Genomic DNA, 23,070 nt, shown 5'->3' on the forward strand with positions numbered 1-23,070 from the left:
ATGTTGTGTTTTTGTAGTGTAACATTATTTAGTTTGAAGTGTTTTTGTAAAGAATTTTAATTCAAGTTTATTAAAATTTAACATTATAATTGCATTAAATTACTAATTAATTAACCAAAATTTTTAGAAAAATGAAATTGACAAAATTACTTATTTTTTGTGTTTCGTCTTTGCTGTTTTCGGCTGTCGCATTTGCTCAGGATGTGACGGTAAATGGAACCATAAATGATGAAAGTGGATTACCCGTCCCAGGAGCGACGGTTTTAGTAAAAGGAACGAATAAAGCTACTGCATCTGACTTTGATGGAAAATTTCAGATTAGTGCTCCTTCAAATGGGGTCTTAGTTATTAGTTTCGTTGGATTTCAGACACTAAATGAGACTATTAATGGAAGGACAAAGATTAATGCGATTCTTACTGCAACATCTCAAAATTTAAATGAAGTTGTCGTAGTAGGTTATGGTACTCAGAAAAAAGGCCTCATTACCGGTGCTTCTACAAATCTTAAAGGAGAAACGATTAAGGAACTAAATACAGGATCTGCTATGGAGGCGCTTCAAGGTATTGCTCCTGGTATTAGTATTACAAGAACAAATGGTTCGCCTGGGGCTGGTACTAAGGTAACTATCCGTGGATTGGGTACGAATGGAAACTCTAATCCATTGTATATCGTTGATGGTATTTCTGTTGGTAATATCGATTATTTGAGCCCTTCAGATATTGAATCTATTGACATATTAAAAGATGCGGCTTCTGCTGCTATTTATGGATCTAGAGCAGCTAATGGAGTTGTATTAGTTACGACAGTAAAAGGTAAAAAAGGAAGAGCTGCAAGAATTAGTTATGACAGTTACTTCGGTATTCAAAATATCTATAAAAATTTAGATCCTTTGAATGCGCAAGAGTATATGTACATTATTGATGAAGGAAGAGTAAACGATGGATTGCCTCGTCAAGATTGGCAAAAACTTTTGACTAATAATTCATGGTTAAATACTCAATTTCCTGGCGCTGGTACTCAATTAGGAAATGAGATATGGGAGAAATTACAAAATGGATGGACAGGGACAAACTGGATTAATGAAATGAGTAAAAAAGATGCTCCGATCATGAATCATTCTCTTAACATTACTGGAGGCAGTGAAGATATAACTTATGCTTTCGGAGTTTCTTATTTTCAACAAGATGGTATTATTGGTGGAGATTTAGTTGATGCAGGTTTTAAAAGACTTACAACTAGATTAAATACTCAAATGGTATTGAAAAAGAATGATAGTCATAGCATCATTACTGTAGGAGAAAATGTTACTTACACTAATTCTCAAAATAGAGGAGTTTCTAATGGTAATATTTATGGGAATGATTTGCATAATGCATTAACTGCAAACCCATTACAGCCAGCTTATTGGCAGACTTCTATTGATAGAAATATCGATAAATTTGGATTTACACCAACTTTAGATGGCATTTCTACGGGACAAACAAATCCTTTAGCAGTAATGTTTTACAGAAGTAATTATAATTATCCAAAAGATAATAGAATTACAGGAAATGCTTTCTTAGAAATTGAACCAATTAAAGATTTGAAATTTAGAACGGTTTATGGTATTGATTCTTGGTTTGGATATGGAAGATCTATGAATCCAACATATAATTTGGGTGTACTCTATCAAGATTATATCAATGGTGCATCTCAGTATTCTTACATTGGGGCTAACTCAACTTGGACAAATACTGTTTCTTATAAAAAACAATTTGGAAACCATAATATTTCTGCCGTTGCAGGAACTGAGTTGATTCAATATTTGGTGAACAATAATGTTAGTGGTTCAAGGAATAATTTGACATTTGGTGAAGATCCGCGATACGCATATTTAAACAATACAGCTCCAAAAACAATTAATGATATTGGAACTAACGGAATGGATACTTCAGCTGGTGGAGGTGGTATTATGTCTTATTTTGCTAGAGCACAATATGATTATAAAGAAAAATACCTTCTTTCAGCTACAATACGTGCTGATGGTTCTTCTAACTTCGCAGAAGGAAAAAGATGGGGATATTTCCCTTCTGTTTCTGCAGGTTGGGTAATTACAAAAGAAGATTTTATGGAAAGTTCTTCTAAATGGCTTAATTCATTAAAAGTAAGAGGAAGCTGGGGACAAAATGGTAACCAAGATATTCCTAACTTTTATTATTCTTCAAATATTGCTTACGTTTTTCCTGGATACTTTTTTGGAGATACAAAACCAGTTTCTGGAACCACAGCTTATCCAGCTAGAGTTACCAATCCAGATTTAACTTGGGAAACATCGGAGCAATTAGATTTCGGTCTTGATGCAAGTTTATTTGATTCTAGATTAAACGTGACTTTAGATTGGTACAACAAAACTACTAAAGACTGGTTAGTTCTAGCAGCAGGAAGAGGAACGGATGGAGCTGCACCACCTTATTTTAATGGTGGAGATATTGAAAATAAAGGTTTTGAGTTTTCTGTAAATTGGAGTGATAAAATTGGGGGCTTTAAATACGGAGCTACTGTAAGTGGAGCATTCAATAAAAATAAAGTTACAAGAATTGCAAATGCTGACGGAATATTGCACGGACCTTCTAACGTATTATCACAAGGAACAGGAGAAATCTCAAGAGGTCAGGTAGGTTTCCCATTAGGTTATTTCTACGGTTTTAAAACAGCAGGAATTTTACAGAATCAACAAGAAGTTAATGAGTATGTTGGTCCAGACGGGCAGCCATATTTTAGCGATCAACGTCCTGGAGATGTTCGTTTTGTAGACCAGAACAATGATGGTATTATTGACGAAAGTGATAAAGTTTATTTAGGAAATCCAAAATCCAGATTTTGAATTAGGGATTCAGTTAATTTTTGAATACAAAAATGTTTACTTGAACACTACTATGGCTGGTAAATTTGGTATGCAAGTTATGCAGTCATATAGATCTTTTGCAGATAGTCCTGCTCAAAATTATACTTCTGATGTTTTTGATCGCTGGCATGGAGAAGGTACATCTACTAAAATGCCTAGATTAAGTGCTACTTCAAATAGAAATAGCAATTATGTGTCAGATATTTATATGCAAAATGCAGATTATTTGAGAATAAATAACTTAACGTTAGGTTATAATTTCAACGAAGTATTTAAAGATTTTAAGTTTATCTCAAATCTTAAATTTTATGTTGCAGTAAATAACCTATATACATTTACTAAATATGATGGTATGGATCCAGAAGTTCGTTGGTCAGGAGATAATACAAATGCTCCATGGGCTTCAGGAATTGATTTAGGTTTGTATCCACAAGCTAGAACGGTGATGTTTGGTTTAAGTGCTGATTTTTAATATAAATACAATTACAATGAAAAAAATAAAATATTTAGTAGCGATTTCGGCTGTATTTATTGTAGCAAGCTGTGATGATTATCTTGATACTGATAATTTAACAGAAAAGAGTTTAGAGAATTTTTACAAGACACCTCAAGATATTGAAGAAGCAACTGCTGGAGTTTACAACGCTATTTATACAAATAACGTGCATAGCGAAGAGCAGATTGCAGCCAATCTTATGGATAATATGATGTTAGGAGGAGGAGGTCCTGATGATAAAACAGCCAAATGGGTTGATAATTTTGAAGATCCTGTAGATGATACATATTTAGATATGTGGGTTCAATCTTACAGAGGTATTGCTAGAACAAATGCAATTATAGAGAAAACTCCTCTTGCAGATTTTAGTACTTATTTCAATACTGCTGCTGAAGCTGATCAATTTAAGCAACAAGCAATTGGCGAGGCTTATTTTATGAGAGCGTTCTTCTACTTTAGATTGGCTAAGTTTTTTGGAGGAGTTCCATTAATCATAACTATTGATGGAAAAAAAGACGGCCCAAGAAATACTTACACTGAAACATTTGCACAGATTGCTTCAGATCTAAAAAAGGCAATCGAAACGATGCCGGCAACTCCTTTTACAAGTATTCCAACATCAAGATATGGTCATGCTAATAAATGGGTTGCAGAAGCTTATTTAGGACGTGTATTTTTATTTTACACAGGCTATATGACAAATATGGAGAAACAAGCCACTGAAGAATTACCTTTAGCAGAAGGAGGTTCTTTAAATGCAACACAAGTAGCAAGTTATTTAACTGACTGTATGACTAATAGTGGTCATGCTCTTGTTCCAGATTTTAGAAACCTTTGGCCTTACTCTTATGTTAATAAAGCTTCTGGAAATAATGTTTTGCCATGGGCTGCAACTGAAGGTTTATCTTGGGTAGGACAAGATGGTATCAGCCCGACGTTTGGAACCGGAAATTATGAGACAATGTTCGTTCAAAGATTCTCTTTTGGAGATTGGAGCTGGACAAATGGTAATATTTATACTAATAGATTATGTCTGTTCTCTGCATTACGCGGTAATTCATTGGTGCCATTTGGAGAAGGATGGGGCTGGTGTACAGTAAATCCAAGTTTATATAGTAACTGGGAGGAACGTGATACAAGAAAAAGAGGTTCTATACTTGAAGTAGGTAAGGCCGATCAAGGAACGGCTGCTTATGCGCAAGATAAAGGAGACCATGAGACAGGATATTTCAATAAAAAATATATTTCGTTACAATATCCTAATGCAGGTGGAACTACTGTCGGAATGTTTGTTCAATTGTACAACTGGTCAAATACTGATATGCAATTAATGCATGCACAAGATTTTATCTTCATGCGTTACGCAGATGTATTATTGATGCATTCAGAAATTACTAAAACTGCTGCAGGTTTAAATGCAGTTAGAGCAAGAGCAAAGCTTGATCCAGTTGGGTATTCGCTTGAAAATATTAAAGCAGAGCGTTTGCATGAATTTGCGTTTGAAGGATTACACTGGTTTGATTTAATTCGTTGGGGAGATGTTGATAACGCATATAATAGCACAATTCCAGTTAGAAATTCAGGTACTTCAGCAGTTTACAGCGTAAAATATAGACCAGAGACTAAGGGTTTGGTTTCTATGCCTGAAACAGAACTTAGACTATCAAATGGAGTTTATTCACAAAATCCAGGGTGGTAAAATTTAACAATATTAATATAGATAAATATGAAAATCAATAAAATATTATATCTTCTTTTGGCTCTTTTTACGTTGACTTTTTCAGCATGTGATCCAATAGTAGATGAACAGCATTTAACGAATTCTACTGACGTTGCTGGAGTTGAATTAGTAGCTACTCAAAGCACGCCAGGAGGGAATAAGATCACCCTTAATATGACAACTCCAGGCGTGACTGGATATTGGGATTACGGTTTAGATAAAGCACTAACAAATGAAGTGACGTTTGTTTATCCTATCCCGGGAAAAGCAACATTTACCTTTGTTGGAACTCTAGGCGCTGAATTTTTTACTAAAACAATTGATGTTCAAATTAATCAGTTAGATACCCCTTTAGACCAAGACTGGTATGATTTAGTAGGAACTAATACGGCTGCTGGTAAAACTTGGGTTTTTGATGGTACGCAAGGTTCTGGAAGATTCTGGTGGTTTATGTCTCCAAACGGAAGTGCCGAAAGCGCTATGACCGCGTGGTGGAATGCTGGAGATTGTTGTGCTCCAAGCGATGCGCTTGGGAAAATGCATTTTGATTTAAATGGAGCAGCAAATTACAACCATTATGAAACAACAAGTGCTGCACCAACAAAAGGAAGCTTTAAATTGGATATCAAAAATAAGCAGTTAACTATCATAAATTCGAAAATGTTAGGTTCGGCTGCAGGAAATGCTGATGGTGTTTACACTATCGTAAGTCTTGAACAAGATAAAATGATTCTTTACTTAAATAATAGTGAAACATATGGAACAGGTTGGACATTTGTTTTCAAACCTCAATAATAATATTTCATGTTAGTTATTTTCGAAAAATGAAGATTAAAAAATTCCTTTTTCGATTTTTCAAACATTTATATTTCATTCTTTAAAATGAAATATTTAGAAGATTTAAACTATGGTTAGTTTAAGTTAAGTTTATTGCCTGGGTAGCCCATAATTTCGATTATGGGCTATTTTTTTTACTTCAAATTTCGGGTGCTAATTAAATTTTGGTGCTAATTAAATTTTAAAGTATTCAAAGAGAACTACTTCAATAATAGGCCGATTTTAGTATCATTTATCGATTGAATACTTTGTAATTTACTAATTAACTAAAACGATTCTATCTTCATGTAAAGTCTTAAAACAAACGTTTAAGACTTTTTTTTCTAAATAAGAATGTAATATCTGTCGAATATCGATAGCTAGACCAGTTAAACTTCTAATATTAGAGCAACATCCATTCTATGCCTGTTTTTGTTAGCTATAACGTACTTTAAATGGTCAAAGCAAACCAATGGCCAATTATTATATTTCTTCATAAAATCAATGTTTTTATAGCATTTATAGATCAATTTGAGTTAGATCAAATCAACTTGAATTTAATTCACTTTTTAAAAAAGCTCAAAATAGTATAACTCCTTAAAGTGAATTTTACAGTCAAAATTATCTACTTACTTCCATAATCCCATCATTTTTAAAACTTATTTCCTATAAAATATATAAAAATAAGAATTTACCTATTTAAAAAATCATTGCTAATAATGTAAAAAAAGTATTGTAAAAATATCATATTCTCGGTTTGCTACTCTTCTCAAATTTTGTTTGTTAAGTTATTGTAAATATTTAGAAAATAATAAGTTATGGTGATATTAACAGTACTATCTCGTTGTAGTTTATGGTACTTTTTAGTAAGTTTTGGTCATTTTAACTATATGTAGTGTTTATTGATAATATTAACTTTTATTTAGTACTATTTTTTGTTTTTTTAAATATTTATAAATCAAATGTTTATGATTTTTTTGATGTGTTTTTATAATATTAAAATCTTTAATTTGATGTGTTTTTGTAATGATTTTTAAATGTGAAAAGTGAAAATTAAGTTTTAGTATTGCATCAAATTACTAATTAATTAACCAAAATTTTTAGAAAAATGAAATTAACAAAATTACTTGTTTTTTGTATTTCATCTTTATTATTCTCGGTTATAGCTGTGGCTCAAGATGTCACAGTAAGTGGAATAATAAATGATGAAAGTGGTATGCCTGTTCCAGGTGCAACAATTTTATTAAAAGGTACAACCAAATCTACTGCATCTGACTTTGATGGAAAGTTTCAAATGCAAGTACCTTCAAACGGAACTTTAACAATTACATTTATAGGTTATACTACAGTAACTGAAGCTGTAAATGGAAGAACTAAAATTTCAATTCAATTAAAACCAGAATCACAATCTTTAAATGAAGTTGTTGTTGTAGGATATGGTACTCAAAAGAAATCTGTTGTAACTGGTGCAATTTCTAGTGTAAAAGCATCAGATTTGGAAGATTTACCAATTACAAGAGTTGAACAATCTCTTCAAGGTAGAGTTTCTGGGGTTACCATTGCAGCAAACGCAGGACAACCAGGATCTTCTTCTACAATACGAGTAAGGGGTATTACTTCTTTTGGAAATAATGAGCCTTTATGGGTTGTTGATGGTGTAATTGTTGATTCGGGCGGTATTGGTTATTTGAATCAATCTGATATTGCTTCTATGGAGGTTCTTAAAGATGCGGCATCTCAAGCTATTTATGGTGCTAGAGCAGCAGCGGGTGTTATCCTTATCACAACTAAAAAAGGTAAATCTGGTAAAATGAGTGTAAATTATAATGGTTACACTGGATTTTCTGCTGCTGCAAGAAAACTGGATTTATTGAATGCTACTGAGTATGCGACTATAATGAATGAAAGATATGCTAATGGGTATACAGATACTAGTAAACCTTATGATCTTCCATATAAAAACGTTTCTTCTTACGGAGCAGGAACTGATTGGCAAAAACAAATTTTTAATGATAATGCCCAAAGAACTGGTCATGAATTAAGTTTATCAGGAGGAAATGATGTTTCTACTTTCTACGTTTCTTTTGGTTTATTAGATCAAGAAGGTATTGTAGCTACTCCAATTTCTAACTACAATAGAAAAAACATCCGTTTAAACTCAACACACAAAATTGTAAAAGGATTAACTTTTGGGCAAACTTTAGGTTATTCACATGAAAAAAATGTTGGAATAGGAAACACAAATAATGAATATGGTGGACCATTAAGTTCTGCAATCAATTTAGATCCAACTACTCCTGCCATTGTTACAGATCCAACTGTTGCAGCTGGATATCCGTACAATCAAAATTATGTTTTAAGAGATCCAAACGGAAATCCTTATGGAATTTCTCAAGTAGTAACTCAAGAGATGAGTAACCCTTTGGCATATATCCAAACAAAATTGGGTAATTATGGATGGTCTGATAATTTTGTTGGAAATGCTTACTTAGAATTAGAAGCTATTAAAGGCTTAAAAATTAGAAGTACCTTAGGAGGTAAATTAGCATATTGGGGTTCAGAAAGTTTTACTCCAGTATATTACTTTAACTCATCTACAATTAATGCGAAAAATAATTTAAGCAGAAATTCAAACAGAGGTTTTGGATGGAATATTGAAAATACTATTTCGTATGCAAAACAAATCGAAGATCATAACTTTTCAGTTTTAGTAGGACAAGGTGCTTATGTCGATAATATTACATCTGGATCTACGGTGACTTATTTTAATATTCCGTACACTAATTTTGATGATGCAACTTTCCCGAACGATCATCCACAAGACAATATTACTGCTTCAGCTTACAATGGTTATGAGCATAAAGTAACTTCATTATTTGCAAGAGCGAATTATGATTACAAGGAAAAATACCTATTTACAGGTATTGTACGTCGTGATGGTTCTTCTCGTTTTGGTCAAAATTACAAATATGGAACTTTCCCTTCATTCTCATTAGGATGGGTGCCAACTAAAGAAAATTTCTGGCCACAAAATAAGGTAGTAACTCAGTTAAAGTTTAGAGGAGGATATGGTATTACAGGTAGTGATGCTATTGGAGATTTCAAATACTTAGCAACTATTGGTTCAGGAAGAAATTATACTATAGGAGATCAAGGTTCAGTAGTTGTTGGTAATAGTCCAAATGCACCTGCGAATCCAGATTTGAAATGGGAAGAAACTAGTCAGGCAAACGTTGCTTTTGATATCACTTTCTTCAATGACTTATCATTAACAACAGATTTTTATGTTAAAAAATCTACAGGTATTTTACAAGATATTGACTTACCTGGTCACGTTGGTAGTACTGGTAGACCGTCTGCAAACATTGCTGACATGGAGAACAAGGGGGTTGACTTAGAACTTTCTTACCGTAAAAAAATTGGTAAAGTTGGTTTAAGTTTAAGTGGAAATATTTCTTATTTAGAGAATGAAGTAACTAATTTAGGAAAAGATATCCAGTTCATTTCTGGAGATGCCTCTTTCCAAAATATGGGTGCTGTAACAAGAACACAAGTAGGACAATCTTACAACTCTTTTTACGGATATAAAACCCAAGGAATTTTTCAAAATCAAGCAGAAATTAATGCTTACACAAATGCTACAGGCGGTTTAATTCAACCAGGTGCAAGACCAGGAGATTTTAGATGGCAGGATCTTAATGGTGATGGAAAAATTTCAGATGATGATAAAACTTTCCTTGGAAGCCCACTTCCAAAATACACATACGGTTTCACAGTTAATTTGGATTATAAAAACTTTGATTTGTTAATCTTTACTCAAGGAGCAATTGGAAACAAAATTTTCCAAGGACTTCGTCGTCTAGATATCACCGATGCTAACTACCCAGCTTCTGCTTTAGGTCGTTGGACAGGCGAAGGATCAACTAATACATATCCAATTTTATCAACGGTTGATAACAATAAAAACTTCTCAAACCCATCAGATTTCTATTTAGAAAACGGAGATTACTGGAGAGTTAAAACAGTTCAAATTGGTTATAATCTACCAAGTGATGTAGTTGCAAAGGCAGGTCTTTCAAAAACAAGACTTTATTTGACTGGAGAAAATTTATTAACATTTACAAAATACTCAGGATATGATCCAGAGATTGGTGGAGGAGTTTTTGGTATTGATAAAGGATATTATCCACAAGCAAGAACTGTAATGTTAGGTGTTAATTTACAATTTTAAAATTAAGAATCATGAAAATTAAAAATATAAGATATTCATTCATCGCCGCTGGATTATTACTTCTAGGCTCTTCTTGTGGTGAAGATTTTTTAACAGTTGAGCCAAAAGGGCTTCCGTTAGTAGACAATTATTATAAAGATGAGTCAGAAGCATTTTCTGCGCTGGTTGCTGTTTATGATATAATGGGTAAACAATCTAAAGGTTTTGAAAACATGATAACTATGCTAAATGCTGGTTCAGATGATTTTTATGCTGGAGGTGGTGGACCTGGTGATGGTGCTGGTATACATGCTTTTGATAATTATAAACTGGACAAAATAAATATGCCAAGAAGTTATTGGGGTGATTTTTTTCAGGGAATTGCTAGAGCAAATATTTTATTGGCAAAATTGCCAGGAGTAGATATGTCTGATGCTAAAAAAACACGTTTTGCAGCAGAAGCAAAAGCATTGAGAGGCTATTTCTATTTTGAATTAGTAAGAACATTTAAAAATTTACCTTTAATACTGACCCCAATTTCGCCTGCTGAGGGATATAACGTTACTCAAGTTAGTCCAGAAGAAATTTATGCGCAAATAGAAAAAGATTTAATGGAAGCAAAAGCTGTACTTCCTAATAAAGTTGATGTTCCAACAGAGGGAGGTCGCCTTTCAAAAGGAGCAGTACAGGCATTATTAGGTAAAGTTTATTTGTATGAGGGTAAAAATTCATTAGCAGCTGCCGAATTTGCAGACGTAAATGGTACACCTGGAGGAACTAGCATGTACGGTTACAAATTGTTAACTAAATTCTCTGATTTATGGGTAATCAGTAACAAATTTAACTCAGAAGCTATTATCGAAATCATGCATACAGATAAAAGTAATGCAGACTGGGGATTCTGGGGAGGCGGAGCTGACGAAGGAAACTCTGTAAATATCATGGTTGGCCCAAGAGGATATGGTAGATCTGACTTAACATTACCAGATTATATTTCAGGATGGAGTTTTAATCCAGTAACTCAAAGTTTATATGACGCTTTAAAAGGAGATCCACGTTTTAATTCTACAATTTTTGATTTACGTGCTCTTAAAGCATCAGGAGCAGCAGATTATGCGCCTGGTGATCAAGATACAGGATATTTCTTAAAGAAATTTATGCCTTTAAATTCAGACACATCTACAGGCGGGGGAGCAACAGCTTTAAATTACAAACAAGATACTTATGCAATTCGTTTAGCAGATACTTACTTAATGGAAGCAGAAGCATTAGGAGGAACTGGAGCTAGAGCACAAGCTTTATTAGATGCAGTAAGAGCTAGAGTTGGATTGGCTTCAGTGCCAGTATCATTAGATGCAATTGCTAACGAGCGAAGATTAGAATTGGCTGGTGAAGGACACCGTTGGTTCGACTTAGTTAGAACTGGAAAAGCAGCTACTGTTCTTGCTGGTGACGGATTTGTTGCTGGTAAAAATGAAGTTTGGCCTATTCCACAAAAGGATTTAGAAAATACTAAGTTGGTTCAAAATCCTAATTATTAATTAGTTAATACAATATCATATGAAAATAAATTTAATAAAAAAACAAGGTTTTTTAGCATTGTTTTTTATGGCAGTAGTATTAAGTTTAACTAGCTGTCAGCCTGAAGATTCTGTTACTAATAATGGATTAACTGATGATAATGTTGATGCATCTTTTACGATTACACCTGTTGAAGGAAAAGTAAATACTTATAAGTTGGTGGCTCAGCCAAAAGGAGTTTTAAAATCATTATGGGATACAGGAGCAGGAGCTTATGTAGGTAAAATGGAAGAAGAAATTTCTTTGCCAGATGCTGGAACTTACACTATTGTACATACTGCGATAGGTAGAGGAGGTGCTGAGGCTACAGCTTCAAAAGAAGTAGTAGTTGCAACATCAGATCCTTTAAAAGGAAATTTAGTGCAAGGTGGTTCTTTTGCCACTGCTGAAGATCAAGCAAAATGGACTGTACTAAAACTTAGTGCTACAGGTGCAGCATTTTGGTCATTTGCTAATAACAGTGCAACCATTCACTCTCCAGGAGGATGGGCACAAGAAGGAATCTACCAAGCAATTGATGTTGTAAAAGACAAAGAGTATACGATAGACATGAAAGTTTCTTCTACTAGTGGTTCTGATGAAACTTGGTTTGAAGTTTACGCTGGTAAATCAGCTCCACAACCTGGAGTTGAATATAAAGACAATAAAGTGATGGGATTAAGTACTTGGGATGGTTGTGCAAAATCAGGTTTTTCAGGAATGCTTTCTGTAGTTGGGTGTGTGAAAAACGACAAAACAGGAACAGTTTCAAACGTAGTTAAATTCACCGAAACAGGAAAAATCTATTTACTAATCCGTTCTGGTGGTAATACTTTTACAAAAGATGGAATCACAGTATCAAAAGTTGAATTCCGAGGAAAATAAAGAGTTAAGTTAAGTTTAAGTTTAAGTTTGGTTGTAAGTAGCCCATAATCATTATGAGTATGGGCTATTTTTTAAATTCTTTAAAAGAGATTAAAAAAATCAGTTTTAGATTTCTCCAAAACTTCAATTAAAAAACAATAATAATTGGGAGCGAATGAAAAAAAATAGTCTAAAAATTTTATGCCTTTTGTTTACAGCTGCATGTTTTGCACAACAACCAAAAACAAAAAAAGAATTTACAACCAATGGTAAAAAAATAACCGTTTACACAACTGCAGAAAATTCGAAGTTACGATTAACATCTACAGATAACTTAACTTTTTCGGCTGCAAAACAGCCCTTAGAAACAGAATTTTCGGTTTTTGTAGAACCTGCAAAAAAGTTTCAGACTTTTATGGGAATCGGCGGCGCTATTACAGATGCAAGTGCCGAAATTTTTGCTAAACTTTCAAAAGAAAAACAAGCAGAATTCTTAGATGCTTATTACGATAAACAAAAAGGTATTGGCTATTCTTTGCTAAGAACAACAATTCAAAGTTCTGATTTTAGCAGTGGAAGCTATTCTTATATCGAAGAAGGAGATAAAGACCTGAAAACTTTTTCTATTGATCATGATAAGCAATATCGTATTCCTCTAATAAAACAAGCTATTCAAAAAGCAGGTGGAAAGTTAACAACTTATGCTGCGCCTTGGTCACCAAATGCTTTTATGAAAAGTAATAAAAATGTACTAAAAGGCGGAACACTGCTTCCAGAATACTATCAGACATGGGCAAATTTCTATGCGAAGTTTATTAAGGCATACGAAAAAGAAGGAATTCCGATTTGGGGAACTTCTACACAAAACGAACCAATGGCTGTTCAGACTTGGGAATCTTGTATTTATACAGCAGAAGCTGAAAGAGATTTTATCAAAAACTATCTTGGGCCAACTTTGAAAAAAGAAAATCTAGGGGATAAAAAAATTATCATTTGGGATCATAACCGCGATTTGATGAATTACCGTGCTAATGTAATTTACTCTGATCCAGAAGCATCAAAATACGTTTGGGGAATGGGGTTTCACTGGTACGAAACATGGTCTGGCGGTGCGCCGCTGTTTGATAATGTTGCTAAAGTAAATCAAGCATATCCAGACAAAAAACTAATGTTTACAGAAGGATGTATAGAAAAATTTGATGCATCAAAATATCAATTTTGGGGTAATGCAGAACGTTACGGAATCAATATGATTAATGATTTTAATAACGGAACAGTTGCTTGGACAGATTGGAATATTTTATTAGATCAAAATGGAGGACCTAATCACGTTGGAAATTTCTGTTTTGCACCAATTCATGCAGACACCACAACAGGGGAGTTAATTTACACACCATCGTATTATTACATCGGACACTTTTCTAAATTTATTCGTCTAAATGCGGTTCGTGTAAGTACTGCAGTAAGCAGAAGCGCATTATTAAGTACATCATTTTTAAATGCAGATGGAACTATGGCAACTATTGTTATGAACCAGTCGGCAAATGAACTTACATATAATTTGATTATTGGAGCTGAAAAAGCGGTAGTTAAAATTCCGCCACGAGCTATACAAACGCTTGTTTATTAATATTTTGTAGTAAAGTAAAGAAGAAGGCTAATCTGAATCATCCTTATTAGTCTTCTCTTACTTTTAATTTGAAAAACTATTTTTTTAAACAACATGAAAACAACAACAAAAATATGTTTATCTGCCTTTATCTTAGTACAGCTAAGCTTTTTTACTTCAACAGTAACAGCTCAAAAGACTAATGCTTCAGCACAAAAAAAAAATAAAATAAAGGTTTTTACTACTGCCGAAAATACCAATTGGAGATTATCATTATCAAATGATTTAATTTCGAATAACAACAACACACAACAAAAAACTTCAACAGTATCTATAATTGTAAATACTGAAAAAACAGATCAGACTTTCCTCGGAATTGGAGGAGCAATTACAGATGCAAGCGCGGAAGTTTTTGCTAAATTATCTCCAAAAAAACAAAGGGAATTTTTAAATGCTTACTACGACAAAACCAATGGCATTGGTTATTCTTTAGCCAGAACCAATATTCATAGCTGTGATTTTAGCAGCGATAGTTATACCTATATTGCTGAAGGAGACAAAGATCTGAAAACCTTCAATATCGATCACGATCGAAAATATAGAATTCCATTAATCAAAAAAGCAATTGAAACAGCCGGCGGAAAACTAACATTATTTGCAAGTCCATGGAGTCCCCCAGCTTTCATGAAAGACAATAATGATATTTTGCACGGCGGCGTTTTATTGCCTGAGTTTGCTCCATCTTGGGCATTGTATTATACCAAATTTATAAAAGCATACGAAAAAGAAGGAATTCCGATTTGGGGTTTAACAGTTCAAAATGAACCAATGGCCAAACAAAGCTGGGAATCTTGTATTTATACTCCAGAAGCAGAAAGAGATTTTCTTAAAAACCATCTTGGCCCAACTTTAGAAAAAGAAGGTCTTGGCTCCAAAAAGGTTATTATTTGGGATCATAATAGGGGAGACATGCTGGAAAAACGTGCCAATCTTGTTTTTTCAGATCCTGAAGTTTCTAAGTATGCTTGGGGAATTGGATTTCACTGGTATGAAACTTGGAACGGAGGTCCGCCTCAATTCGAATCTGTAGCAAAGGTTCATGAAGAATTTCCAAACAAAAGTTTAATATTTACAGAAGGCTGTATCGAAAAATTTGACGCCAAAAAATATCAGTTTTGGGGAAATGCCGAGCGTTACGGAATCAATATGATTAATGATTTTAATAACGGAACATTAGCATGGACAGATTGGAATATTCTTTTAGACCAAAATGGAGGGCCAAATCATGTTGGTAATTTTTGCTTTGCACCAATCCATGCCGATACCACAAAAGACGAATTAATTTATACGCCAATGTATTATTATATCGGCCATTTCTCAAAATTTATTAGACCAAATGCCAAAAGAGTAATAGAAACAATAAGCGATAAATCTTTATTGAGCACTTCTTTTAAAAATTCTGACGGACAATTGATTACTATCGTTATGAACCAATCTGAAAAAGAGATTGTTTATGCTATCGAAAATCAAACTACAAAAAATACTATTATAATTCCAGCACATGCTATACAAACTGTAGTGTTTTAATTGTGCACGCTAACTAAATAACCAATAATATGAAATTGAATATCAAAAATACTATAAAAGCATTTTTCTTTATGGCAGCCGTATTGGCACAAGTAAAATGCTCTACTTCAAATGATACGGTCGAAAATCCTCCAGTAGATCCACCTGTGGTAAATCCTCCAGTAGTGGTTACAAACGACGTCGATTTTTGGCTGACAAAATCAGATCAAACTGCTTTGCTGGCAAAACAGTCTGGAACATTAGGTTTTGGCACAACGTCTAATTCATTTACAAATATTGAAGTAATCGATTCTCAAAAATATCAAACAATAGACGGTTTCGGTTATACTTTAACAGGCGGAAGTGCTGATGTGATTAACAATTTAACCCCAGTTAAAAAAAGCGATCTTCTGAAGGAATTATTCGGAACTGGTGAAAATTCTATTGGAATAAGTTACCTAAGAATCAGTATCGGAGCTTCAGATTTAAATGCTTCACCTTTTACATACGATGATCTTGCAACAGGAGAGATAGATTTAGATTTGGCAAAATTCAGTTTAGAAAAAGATAAGAACGGAGTAATTGCACTTCTGAAAGAAATCTTGGCAATCAACCCTAAAATACCAATTTTGGCCACTCCGTGGACAGCGCCGCTTTGGATGAAAGATAAAGACAGTTTTATAGGCGGTAAATTACAGCCTAAATATTATGATGTTTACGCAAAGTATTTTGTAAAATACATCCAGGCAATGAAGGCAGAAGGAATTACAATTGATGCTGTAACTCCACAAAACGAGCCATTGCACGACGGAAATAATCCAAGTATGTATATGTCTGCGGCAGAACAGACCGTTTTTATAAAAGCTAATTTAGGACCAGCGCTAAAAGCAGCAAATCTTACGACAAAAATTATAGCTTACGATCATAATTGTGATAATCCAAATTATCCAAAAGCAATTTTGGCAGATGCCGATGCATTTCCGTTTGTCGATGGTTCTGCATTTCATTTATATGCGGGCGATATCAGCGCGCTTTTAAATGTTTACAATGCTTATCCGACTAAAAATATTTATTTTACAGAGCAATGGACTTCGTCGACCGGAGATTTTGGAGGAGATTTAAAATGGCATGTTCGAAACGTAATTATTGGTTCTATGAGAAATTATAGTAAAAATGCCTTAGAGTGGAATTTAGCCAATGATGGAGCATTTAAACCTCATACAGATGGAGGATGTTCAATGTGTAAAGGAGCTTTAACGATTACATCTAGTGAAAATTTTCAGAGAAATGTCGCGTATTATATTATTGCTCATGCTTCAAAATTTGTTCCGATGGGGTCTGTTAGAATTCAAAGTAATTCAAGTGGAGATTTACAAAATGTTGCATTCATTACACCGTCTGGTTCTAAAGTTTTGATTGTTGAAAATGATGGATCTGCAAACCAGACTTTCAATATAAAATATAATGGAAAATGGGTTACAACTTCGTTAGACGGAGGATCTGTAGGAACTTACATTTGGAAATAAAGGCTTTAGTTTGAAATATTTTGATTTTATAGTAACAAAAGCAAAAAATAAACAAATTATATCTATCTTGATATTCAATTTATTAACTACAAACCAATCTTAAATAAACCATGAAAACAATCAATCTTGTAAATAAGGCAGGTGTGTTTACACTAATCTTATTGTTTATATTTCAATCTTGCAGCAGTAACAATGATGCAGGCGATGATTCTTCGGTAAACGCTGCTCCTTCTAATCTTTCTGTACAAGTAGAACCTGTTGGTAAAACTGCAGAAAACCCAAATGGAGATGGTAGCGGGAAAGTACAATTGACTATCAGTGCCACTAATGCACAACTTTATAAAGTATTGATAAATAATGAACTTAAAGAGATTACCACAGGCAGTTTAACTTATGAATTTACAGCATCGGGAACTAAAAGTTATCCTATAATTGTTTCGGCTTACAACGGATCAAAGTTTGTGAGCAGTTCAACTTCAGTAAATGTTTTTGTAGCCCGTAAAGTAATCTGGTCTGATGAATTTAATGTAGACGGATCTCCAGATTCTTCAAAATGGGGATATAATACAGGAACAGGTGACGGTTGGGGAAACAACGAATTAGAATATTACACCAATCGATCTGAGAATGTAAAAATTGAAAATGGAACCTTAAAGATTACAGCAATTAAAGAAAATTATTTAGGAAGCCAATATACGTCAACGAGAATGCTTACAAAAGGTAAATTTTCATTCAAATATGGAAGAGCCGAAGTTCGTGCGAAACTTCCAGTTGGCGGCGGAACCTGGCCTGCATTCTGGTTACTTGGAGATAATATTGATACTGTTGGATGGCCTGCCTGCGGAGAAATTGATATTTTAGAATCAGTTGGAAACAACCCAAATGTAATTCACTCATCATTACATTCTCCAGGGCGTTCAGGAAATACCCCAGACACAAAAACAACAACTGCCGCAAACTCAACTACAGAATTTCATATTTATGCTGCCGAATGGAGTGCAGAAAACATCAAATTTTATGTAGATGATAATTTATTCTATACTTACAAAAATTCAAGTACAACTCCTTTTAACCAAAAGTTCTTCATCATTCTTAATTTAGCAATGGGAGGAAATTTTGGAGGAGCTGTAGATCCCAATTTTACAAGTGCGACCTTCGAAGTTGATTACGTAAGAGTGTATAATTAACATAACTTTTAAATAGATTTTTTTCTGTAAAGCTTGGGAAAAACTAGCTTTACAGATTAAAATTTTTTTAACATGAAAAAGATAAACAAACTTGTTTTAGCAGCGCTGTTTTTGGCAGTAAACTCATTTTATGGTCAAAACCTAAAAATCATGACCTATAATATCCGCTTAGATGTTGCTTCAGATGGAGAAAACGCATGGCCAAACCGAAAAGATTATTTTACTTCTCAAATTGGTTTTTACAGCCCGGATATTTTTGGAGTGCAGGAAGCAACACCCAATCAAGTTATTGATATAGCATTGGCTTTGCCAAAATACAACAAATTTGGAATCGGCAGAGAAGAAGGAGGTTTAGGAGAAGCATCTTCAATTTACTATAAAAAAGATCGTTTTAAAGTAGAACAATCTAATACTTTTTGGTTATCAGAAACGCCAAACGTGGTTTCAAGAGGATGGGATGCAGCTTGTAATAGAGTTTGCACTTATGGACTCTTTAAAGATTTAAAAACGAAAAAAACATTTTGGGTTTTTAATCTTCACTTAGATCACATGGGAGAAGTTGCCAGAGTAAAAGGTGTACAGCTCGTTCTTTCTAAAATAAAAGAAATAAATACTAAAAACTATCCCGTTTTTTTAATGGGTGATTTTAACTCAGAGCCTAATACGCCGCAAATTGCCGAAATCAAAAAAGTAATGGATGATACTAAAGATGTTTCAAAAGAAAAGCCTTTTGGTCCATCTGGAACTTTTAATGATTTTAAACATAATGAACCCGTAACATTATTATTAGATTACATCTTTATATCAAAAAATAGCGGACTTACAATTCAGAAACATGCAGTGTTAAGTGATTCTAAAGATTTAAAATATCCGTCGGATCATTTACCTGTTTTAATAGAAATAGATTAATGAAAAACAGCATCAAAAAACTTCAAATCCTAGCTTTACTGCCATTAATTGCAATGCAGTTCAATTGCGGATCTTCAAAAAATGGTACAACTACTAATTCTGTAAAAGTAGCATCTTGGATTACTACTTCAGATGAAACTTCAAAACTCAAAAAACAGCCTGATTTAGTTTTTAGTGCAGAGACAAATTCAAATCAGACAATTGAGGTAAATCCTTCGGAGAAATTTCAAACCGTAGAAGGTTTCGGGTTTTCACTAACCGGCGGAAGTGCTCAGGCAATTATAAAACTAGATAAACCAAAGAGAGAAGCTTTGCTTCAGGAATTGTTTTCTAGAAAAAATGATGCTATTGGTTTGAGTTATCTGCGAGTTAGTATTGGAGCATCAGATTTGAATGAGAAAGTTTTTTCGTATGATGATATGCCGGAAGGCGAGACAGATTTAAAATTGGAAAAATTTAATTTAGGACCAGATTTAGAAGATGTAATTCCGGTTTTAAAAGAAATTTTAGCCATAAATCCTAAAATTAAAATAATGGGTTCTCCGTGGTCGCCTCCAGTTTGGATGAAAGATAACGGAAGCTCAAAAGGAGGAAGTTTACAGCCAAAATATTATCAAGTGTATGCTGAATATTTTGTAAAATACATTCAGGCAATGAAATCACACGGAATTATTATTGATGCTATTACACCTCAAAATGAGCCTTTGCATCCTGGAAACAATCCAAGTTTATTGATGCTGGCAGAACAGCAGGCAGATTTTATAGGCAATCATTTAGGTCCCGCTTTCGCGAAAGCTAAAATCAAAACCAAAATTATTGTTTACGATCACAATTGCAACAAACCCGAATATCCTTTGACGATTTTAAAAGATCCAAAAGCAAATCCGTTTGTTACAGGCTCTGCTTTTCACTTATATGAAGGAGATATTAGTGCTCTAACAACAGTTCATAATGCTTTTCCAGATAAAGATTTGTATTTTACCGAACAATATACGGGAACAGGAACAAATTTTGAAACTGACTTGAAATGGAGTGTCAAAAATGTAGTAATTGGTTCTATGCGTAACTGGAGTAAAAATGCACTTTCGTGGGGATTAGCAAATGATGAGTTTTACAAACCTTTCACCCCAGGAGGATGTTCTACTTGTAAAGGCGCATTGATGATTGATCAAAATCAAAATATCAAAAGAGAAGTGGGATATTATATAATAGGACATGCTTCGAAATTTGTACCAGAAGGTTCAGTAAGAATTGGAAGTAATATAGTAGGAAATTTACACAATGTTTCTTTCAAAACTCCGTTAGGACAAATCGTTCTGATTGTAGAAAATGACGGAGCTTCAGCAGAAACTTTTAATATTAAATACAACCAAAAACAAACCTCAACAACACTAAACGCTGGTGCTGTAGCTACTTACGTTTGGTAAACAACTTAAACTTATGAAGAAAGTAACCACAATTACGTTGTTGCTGTTTTCGCTTTTTGCGTCGGCACAACAGCAGACAATAGATCAGAAAGTCAACGATCTATTGAAGAAAATGACAATTGAAGAAAAAATTGGACAGTTAAATCAGTACACAGGAGATAATCAGGCAACTGGACCAATAACAATAAATCCAAACAAACAATCCGAAATCAAACAAGGGTTAATAGGCTCTATGTTAAATGTTGTTGGAACAAAATATACCAGACAATATCAGGAATTAGCCATGCAGTCAAGACTTAAAATTCCGTTGTTATTTGGTCAGGACGTTATTCACGGTTACAAAACTACATTCCCAATTCCGCTTGCAGAAGCAGCGAGCTGGGATTTAGAAGCAATCGAGTTAGCGGCAAGAGTTGCAGCTACAGAAGCAGCGGCGAGTGGTATTCACTGGACATTTGCACCAATGGTAGATATTGGCCGTGATCCGCGTTGGGGACGTGTAATGGAAGGAGCTGGAGAAGATACTTATCTAGGTTCTAAAATTGCTTATGCAAGAGTTAAAGGTTTTCAAGGAAATAAACTGGGCGATTTAAATTCGGTTATGGCTTGCGTAAAACACTTTGCAGCTTACGGCGCAGGTGTGGGTGGAAGAGATTATAACTCTGTAGACATGAGCGAAAGAATGTTGTTTGAAACTTATTTACCTCCTTTTAAAGCTGCTTTAGATGCAGGTGCAGCAACATTTATGAATTCATTCAATGATATTAATGGAATTCCGGCAACAGGAAATGCTCATTTACAAAGAGATATTTTAAAAGGAAAATGGAATTTCCAAGGTTTCGTGGTTTCAGACTGGGGATCAATTGGCGAAATGGTAGCGCATGGCTATTCTAAAGATCTGAAAGAAGCCGCTTATGCTGCCATTACTGCAGGAAGCGATATGGATATGGAAAGTAATGCCTATCGTCAGAATCTAGCTCAATTAATAAAAGAGGGAAGAGTTTCTATTGATTTAGTGGATGATGCCGTAAAACGTATTCTTCGCAAAAAATTTGAATTAGGATTATTTGATGATCCTTACAGATATTCGGATGAAAAGCGTGCTGAAAAAGCCTTGTCAGATCCGGCAAATAGAAAAGCAGCACTTGAAGTGGCGCAGAAAAGTATTGTTCTATTAAAGAATGAAAACCAGACTTTACCAATTTCAAAAAATGTAAAAACTATTGCTTTCATTGGACCAATGGTAAAAGAATACAAAGAAAATATGGGATTCTGGTCTGTAGAACTTCCTGAGGTTGATTATAATAAATGGATTGTTTCACAATGGGACGGTCTTCAAAATAAAGTGGGTAAAAATACAAAGCTGCTTTACGCTAAAGGCTGTGAAATTGAGGGAACAAACAAAGATGGTTTTGCAGAAGCTGTTGCAACTGCAAAACAAGCTGACGTTGTTATTTTGAGTATTGGGGAAAGACGCGACATGAGCGGTGAAGCAAAAAGTAGAAGTGACCTTCATTTGCCTGGTGTTCAGGAAGATTTGGTAAAAGCAATTCAAGCAACAGGAAAACCAGTTGTCGTTTTAATTAATGCAGGAAGACCTCTTGTTTTCAATTGGACAGCAGAGAATGTTCCTGCAATTGTTTATACTTGGTGGCTGGGTACAGAAGCTGGAAATGCAATTGCAAATGTTTTATTTGGAGACTACAATCCGTCAGGAAAACTGCCAATGACTTTCCCAAGAGAAGTAGGGCAGGTGCCAATTTATTACAATCATTTTAGTACAGGAAGACCAGCTAAAACAGAAAGCGAAACCAATTATGTTTCGGCTTATATCGACTTGAAAAACTCTCCTAAATACCCTTTTGGATACGGATTAAGTTATACAAAATTTGATTATTCTGGTTTGAAATTATCGGCATCAAAAATAAAAAGTAACGAAACGATTAAAGTTTCTTTCCAATTATCAAATGTTGGAAAAGCAGCTGGAGAAGAAGTAGTTCAGTTGTATTTGAAAGATAAATTTGGATCTGTTGTGAGGCCAGTTTTAGAGTTGAAAGACTTTAAAAAAGTTAAATTAAATGCGGGAGAATCTAAAACAATTGAATTTACAATTGATAAAGAAAAACTCTCTTTCTACAATGATAAATTAGAGTGGACAGCTGAGCCAGGTGATTTTGAAGTGATGATTGGAGCTTCCTCTGCAGACATTAAATTAAGATCTGATTTTGAATTGCTGGCTAAGTAATAATTTACTTTTAATAAATAAAAATGGGGCCGTTAAGCCCCATTTTTTAT

The 23,070-nt window shown here is 34.1% G+C and carries 14 protein-coding genes; all 14 read left to right on the forward strand.

The window, feature by feature from the left end; translation table 11 throughout:
- The first annotated feature begins 131 nt into the window (after window positions 1–131).
- The 14 genes from QE431_RS02100 (at window position 132) to QE431_RS02165 (ending at window position 23,020) form a co-directional block, all read left to right on the forward strand.
- Window positions 132–2,864 carry a SusC/RagA family TonB-linked outer membrane protein gene (locus tag QE431_RS02100; RefSeq protein WP_307292121.1) on the forward strand — a complete coding sequence of 911 codons (2,733 nt, stop codon included), beginning with the start codon at window positions 132–134 and terminating at the stop codon, window positions 2,862–2,864.
- Window positions 2,865–2,943: 79 nt separating this feature from the next.
- Entirely contained in the window at window positions 2,944–3,357 is a 414-nt protein-coding gene (locus tag QE431_RS02105; RefSeq protein WP_307292123.1) for a hypothetical protein, read from the forward strand.
- A gap of 16 nt (window positions 3,358–3,373) precedes the next feature.
- Window positions 3,374–5,080 (forward strand): RagB/SusD family nutrient uptake outer membrane protein, encoded by a 1,707-nt coding sequence (locus QE431_RS02110; protein WP_057117680.1) that lies wholly within the window; start codon window positions 3,374–3,376, stop codon window positions 5,078–5,080.
- Window positions 5,081–5,107: 27 nt separating this feature from the next.
- The gene (locus tag QE431_RS02115; protein WP_307292125.1) at window positions 5,108–5,896 is read left to right on the forward strand and encodes a hypothetical protein; all 789 of its coding nucleotides are present in this window, start codon (window positions 5,108–5,110) and stop codon (window positions 5,894–5,896) included.
- 1,129 nt (window positions 5,897–7,025) lie between these two features.
- Window positions 7,026–10,148, forward strand: coding sequence for a TonB-dependent receptor (locus tag QE431_RS02120; RefSeq protein WP_134139270.1), 3,123 nt, complete (start codon window positions 7,026–7,028; stop codon window positions 10,146–10,148).
- Window positions 10,149–10,159: 11 nt separating this feature from the next.
- The gene (locus QE431_RS02125) at window positions 10,160–11,668 is read left to right on the forward strand and encodes a RagB/SusD family nutrient uptake outer membrane protein (RefSeq protein WP_134139272.1); all 1,509 of its coding nucleotides are present in this window, start codon (window positions 10,160–10,162) and stop codon (window positions 11,666–11,668) included.
- A gap of 19 nt (window positions 11,669–11,687) precedes the next feature.
- A complete protein-coding gene (locus QE431_RS02130) occupies window positions 11,688–12,572 on the forward strand; it encodes a hypothetical protein (RefSeq protein WP_307292128.1) in 885 nt (294 codons plus the stop codon).
- Window positions 12,573–12,726: 154 nt separating this feature from the next.
- Window positions 12,727–14,181 (forward strand): glycoside hydrolase family 30 beta sandwich domain-containing protein, encoded by a 1,455-nt coding sequence (locus QE431_RS02135; RefSeq protein WP_134139274.1) that lies wholly within the window; start codon window positions 12,727–12,729, stop codon window positions 14,179–14,181.
- A gap of 93 nt (window positions 14,182–14,274) precedes the next feature.
- Window positions 14,275–15,747: a glycoside hydrolase family 30 protein gene (locus tag QE431_RS02140; RefSeq protein WP_307292131.1), complete on the forward strand. Its 1,473-nt coding sequence runs from the start codon at window positions 14,275–14,277 to the stop codon at window positions 15,745–15,747.
- Window positions 15,748–15,776: 29 nt separating this feature from the next.
- Window positions 15,777–17,252, forward strand: a complete 1,476-nt coding sequence (locus tag QE431_RS02145; RefSeq protein WP_307292133.1) for a glycoside hydrolase family 30 beta sandwich domain-containing protein — start codon at window positions 15,777–15,779, stop codon at window positions 17,250–17,252.
- A gap of 110 nt (window positions 17,253–17,362) precedes the next feature.
- Window positions 17,363–18,439, forward strand: a complete 1,077-nt coding sequence (locus QE431_RS02150) for a glycoside hydrolase family 16 protein (RefSeq protein WP_134139278.1) — start codon at window positions 17,363–17,365, stop codon at window positions 18,437–18,439.
- A gap of 72 nt (window positions 18,440–18,511) precedes the next feature.
- Entirely contained in the window at window positions 18,512–19,348 is an 837-nt protein-coding gene (locus tag QE431_RS02155) for an endonuclease/exonuclease/phosphatase family protein (protein ID WP_281867333.1), read from the forward strand.
- Window positions 19,348–20,775 carry a glycoside hydrolase family 30 beta sandwich domain-containing protein gene (locus tag QE431_RS02160; RefSeq protein WP_307292135.1) on the forward strand — a complete coding sequence of 476 codons (1,428 nt, stop codon included), beginning with the start codon at window positions 19,348–19,350 and terminating at the stop codon, window positions 20,773–20,775. Before QE431_RS02155 ends, QE431_RS02160 begins: the two co-directional genes overlap by 1 nt.
- A 13-nt stretch (window positions 20,776–20,788) precedes the next feature.
- Complete coding sequence (locus QE431_RS02165; protein WP_307292137.1) at window positions 20,789–23,020, forward strand: glycoside hydrolase family 3 N-terminal domain-containing protein; 2,232 nt, start codon at window positions 20,789–20,791, stop codon at window positions 23,018–23,020.
- The last annotated feature ends 50 nt before the right edge of the window (window positions 23,021–23,070 follow it).

Origin of the sequence: Flavobacterium sp. SORGH_AS_0622, from assembly GCF_030818825.1 — a bacterium.
Lineage (GTDB): Bacteria > Bacteroidota > Bacteroidia > Flavobacteriales > Flavobacteriaceae > Flavobacterium.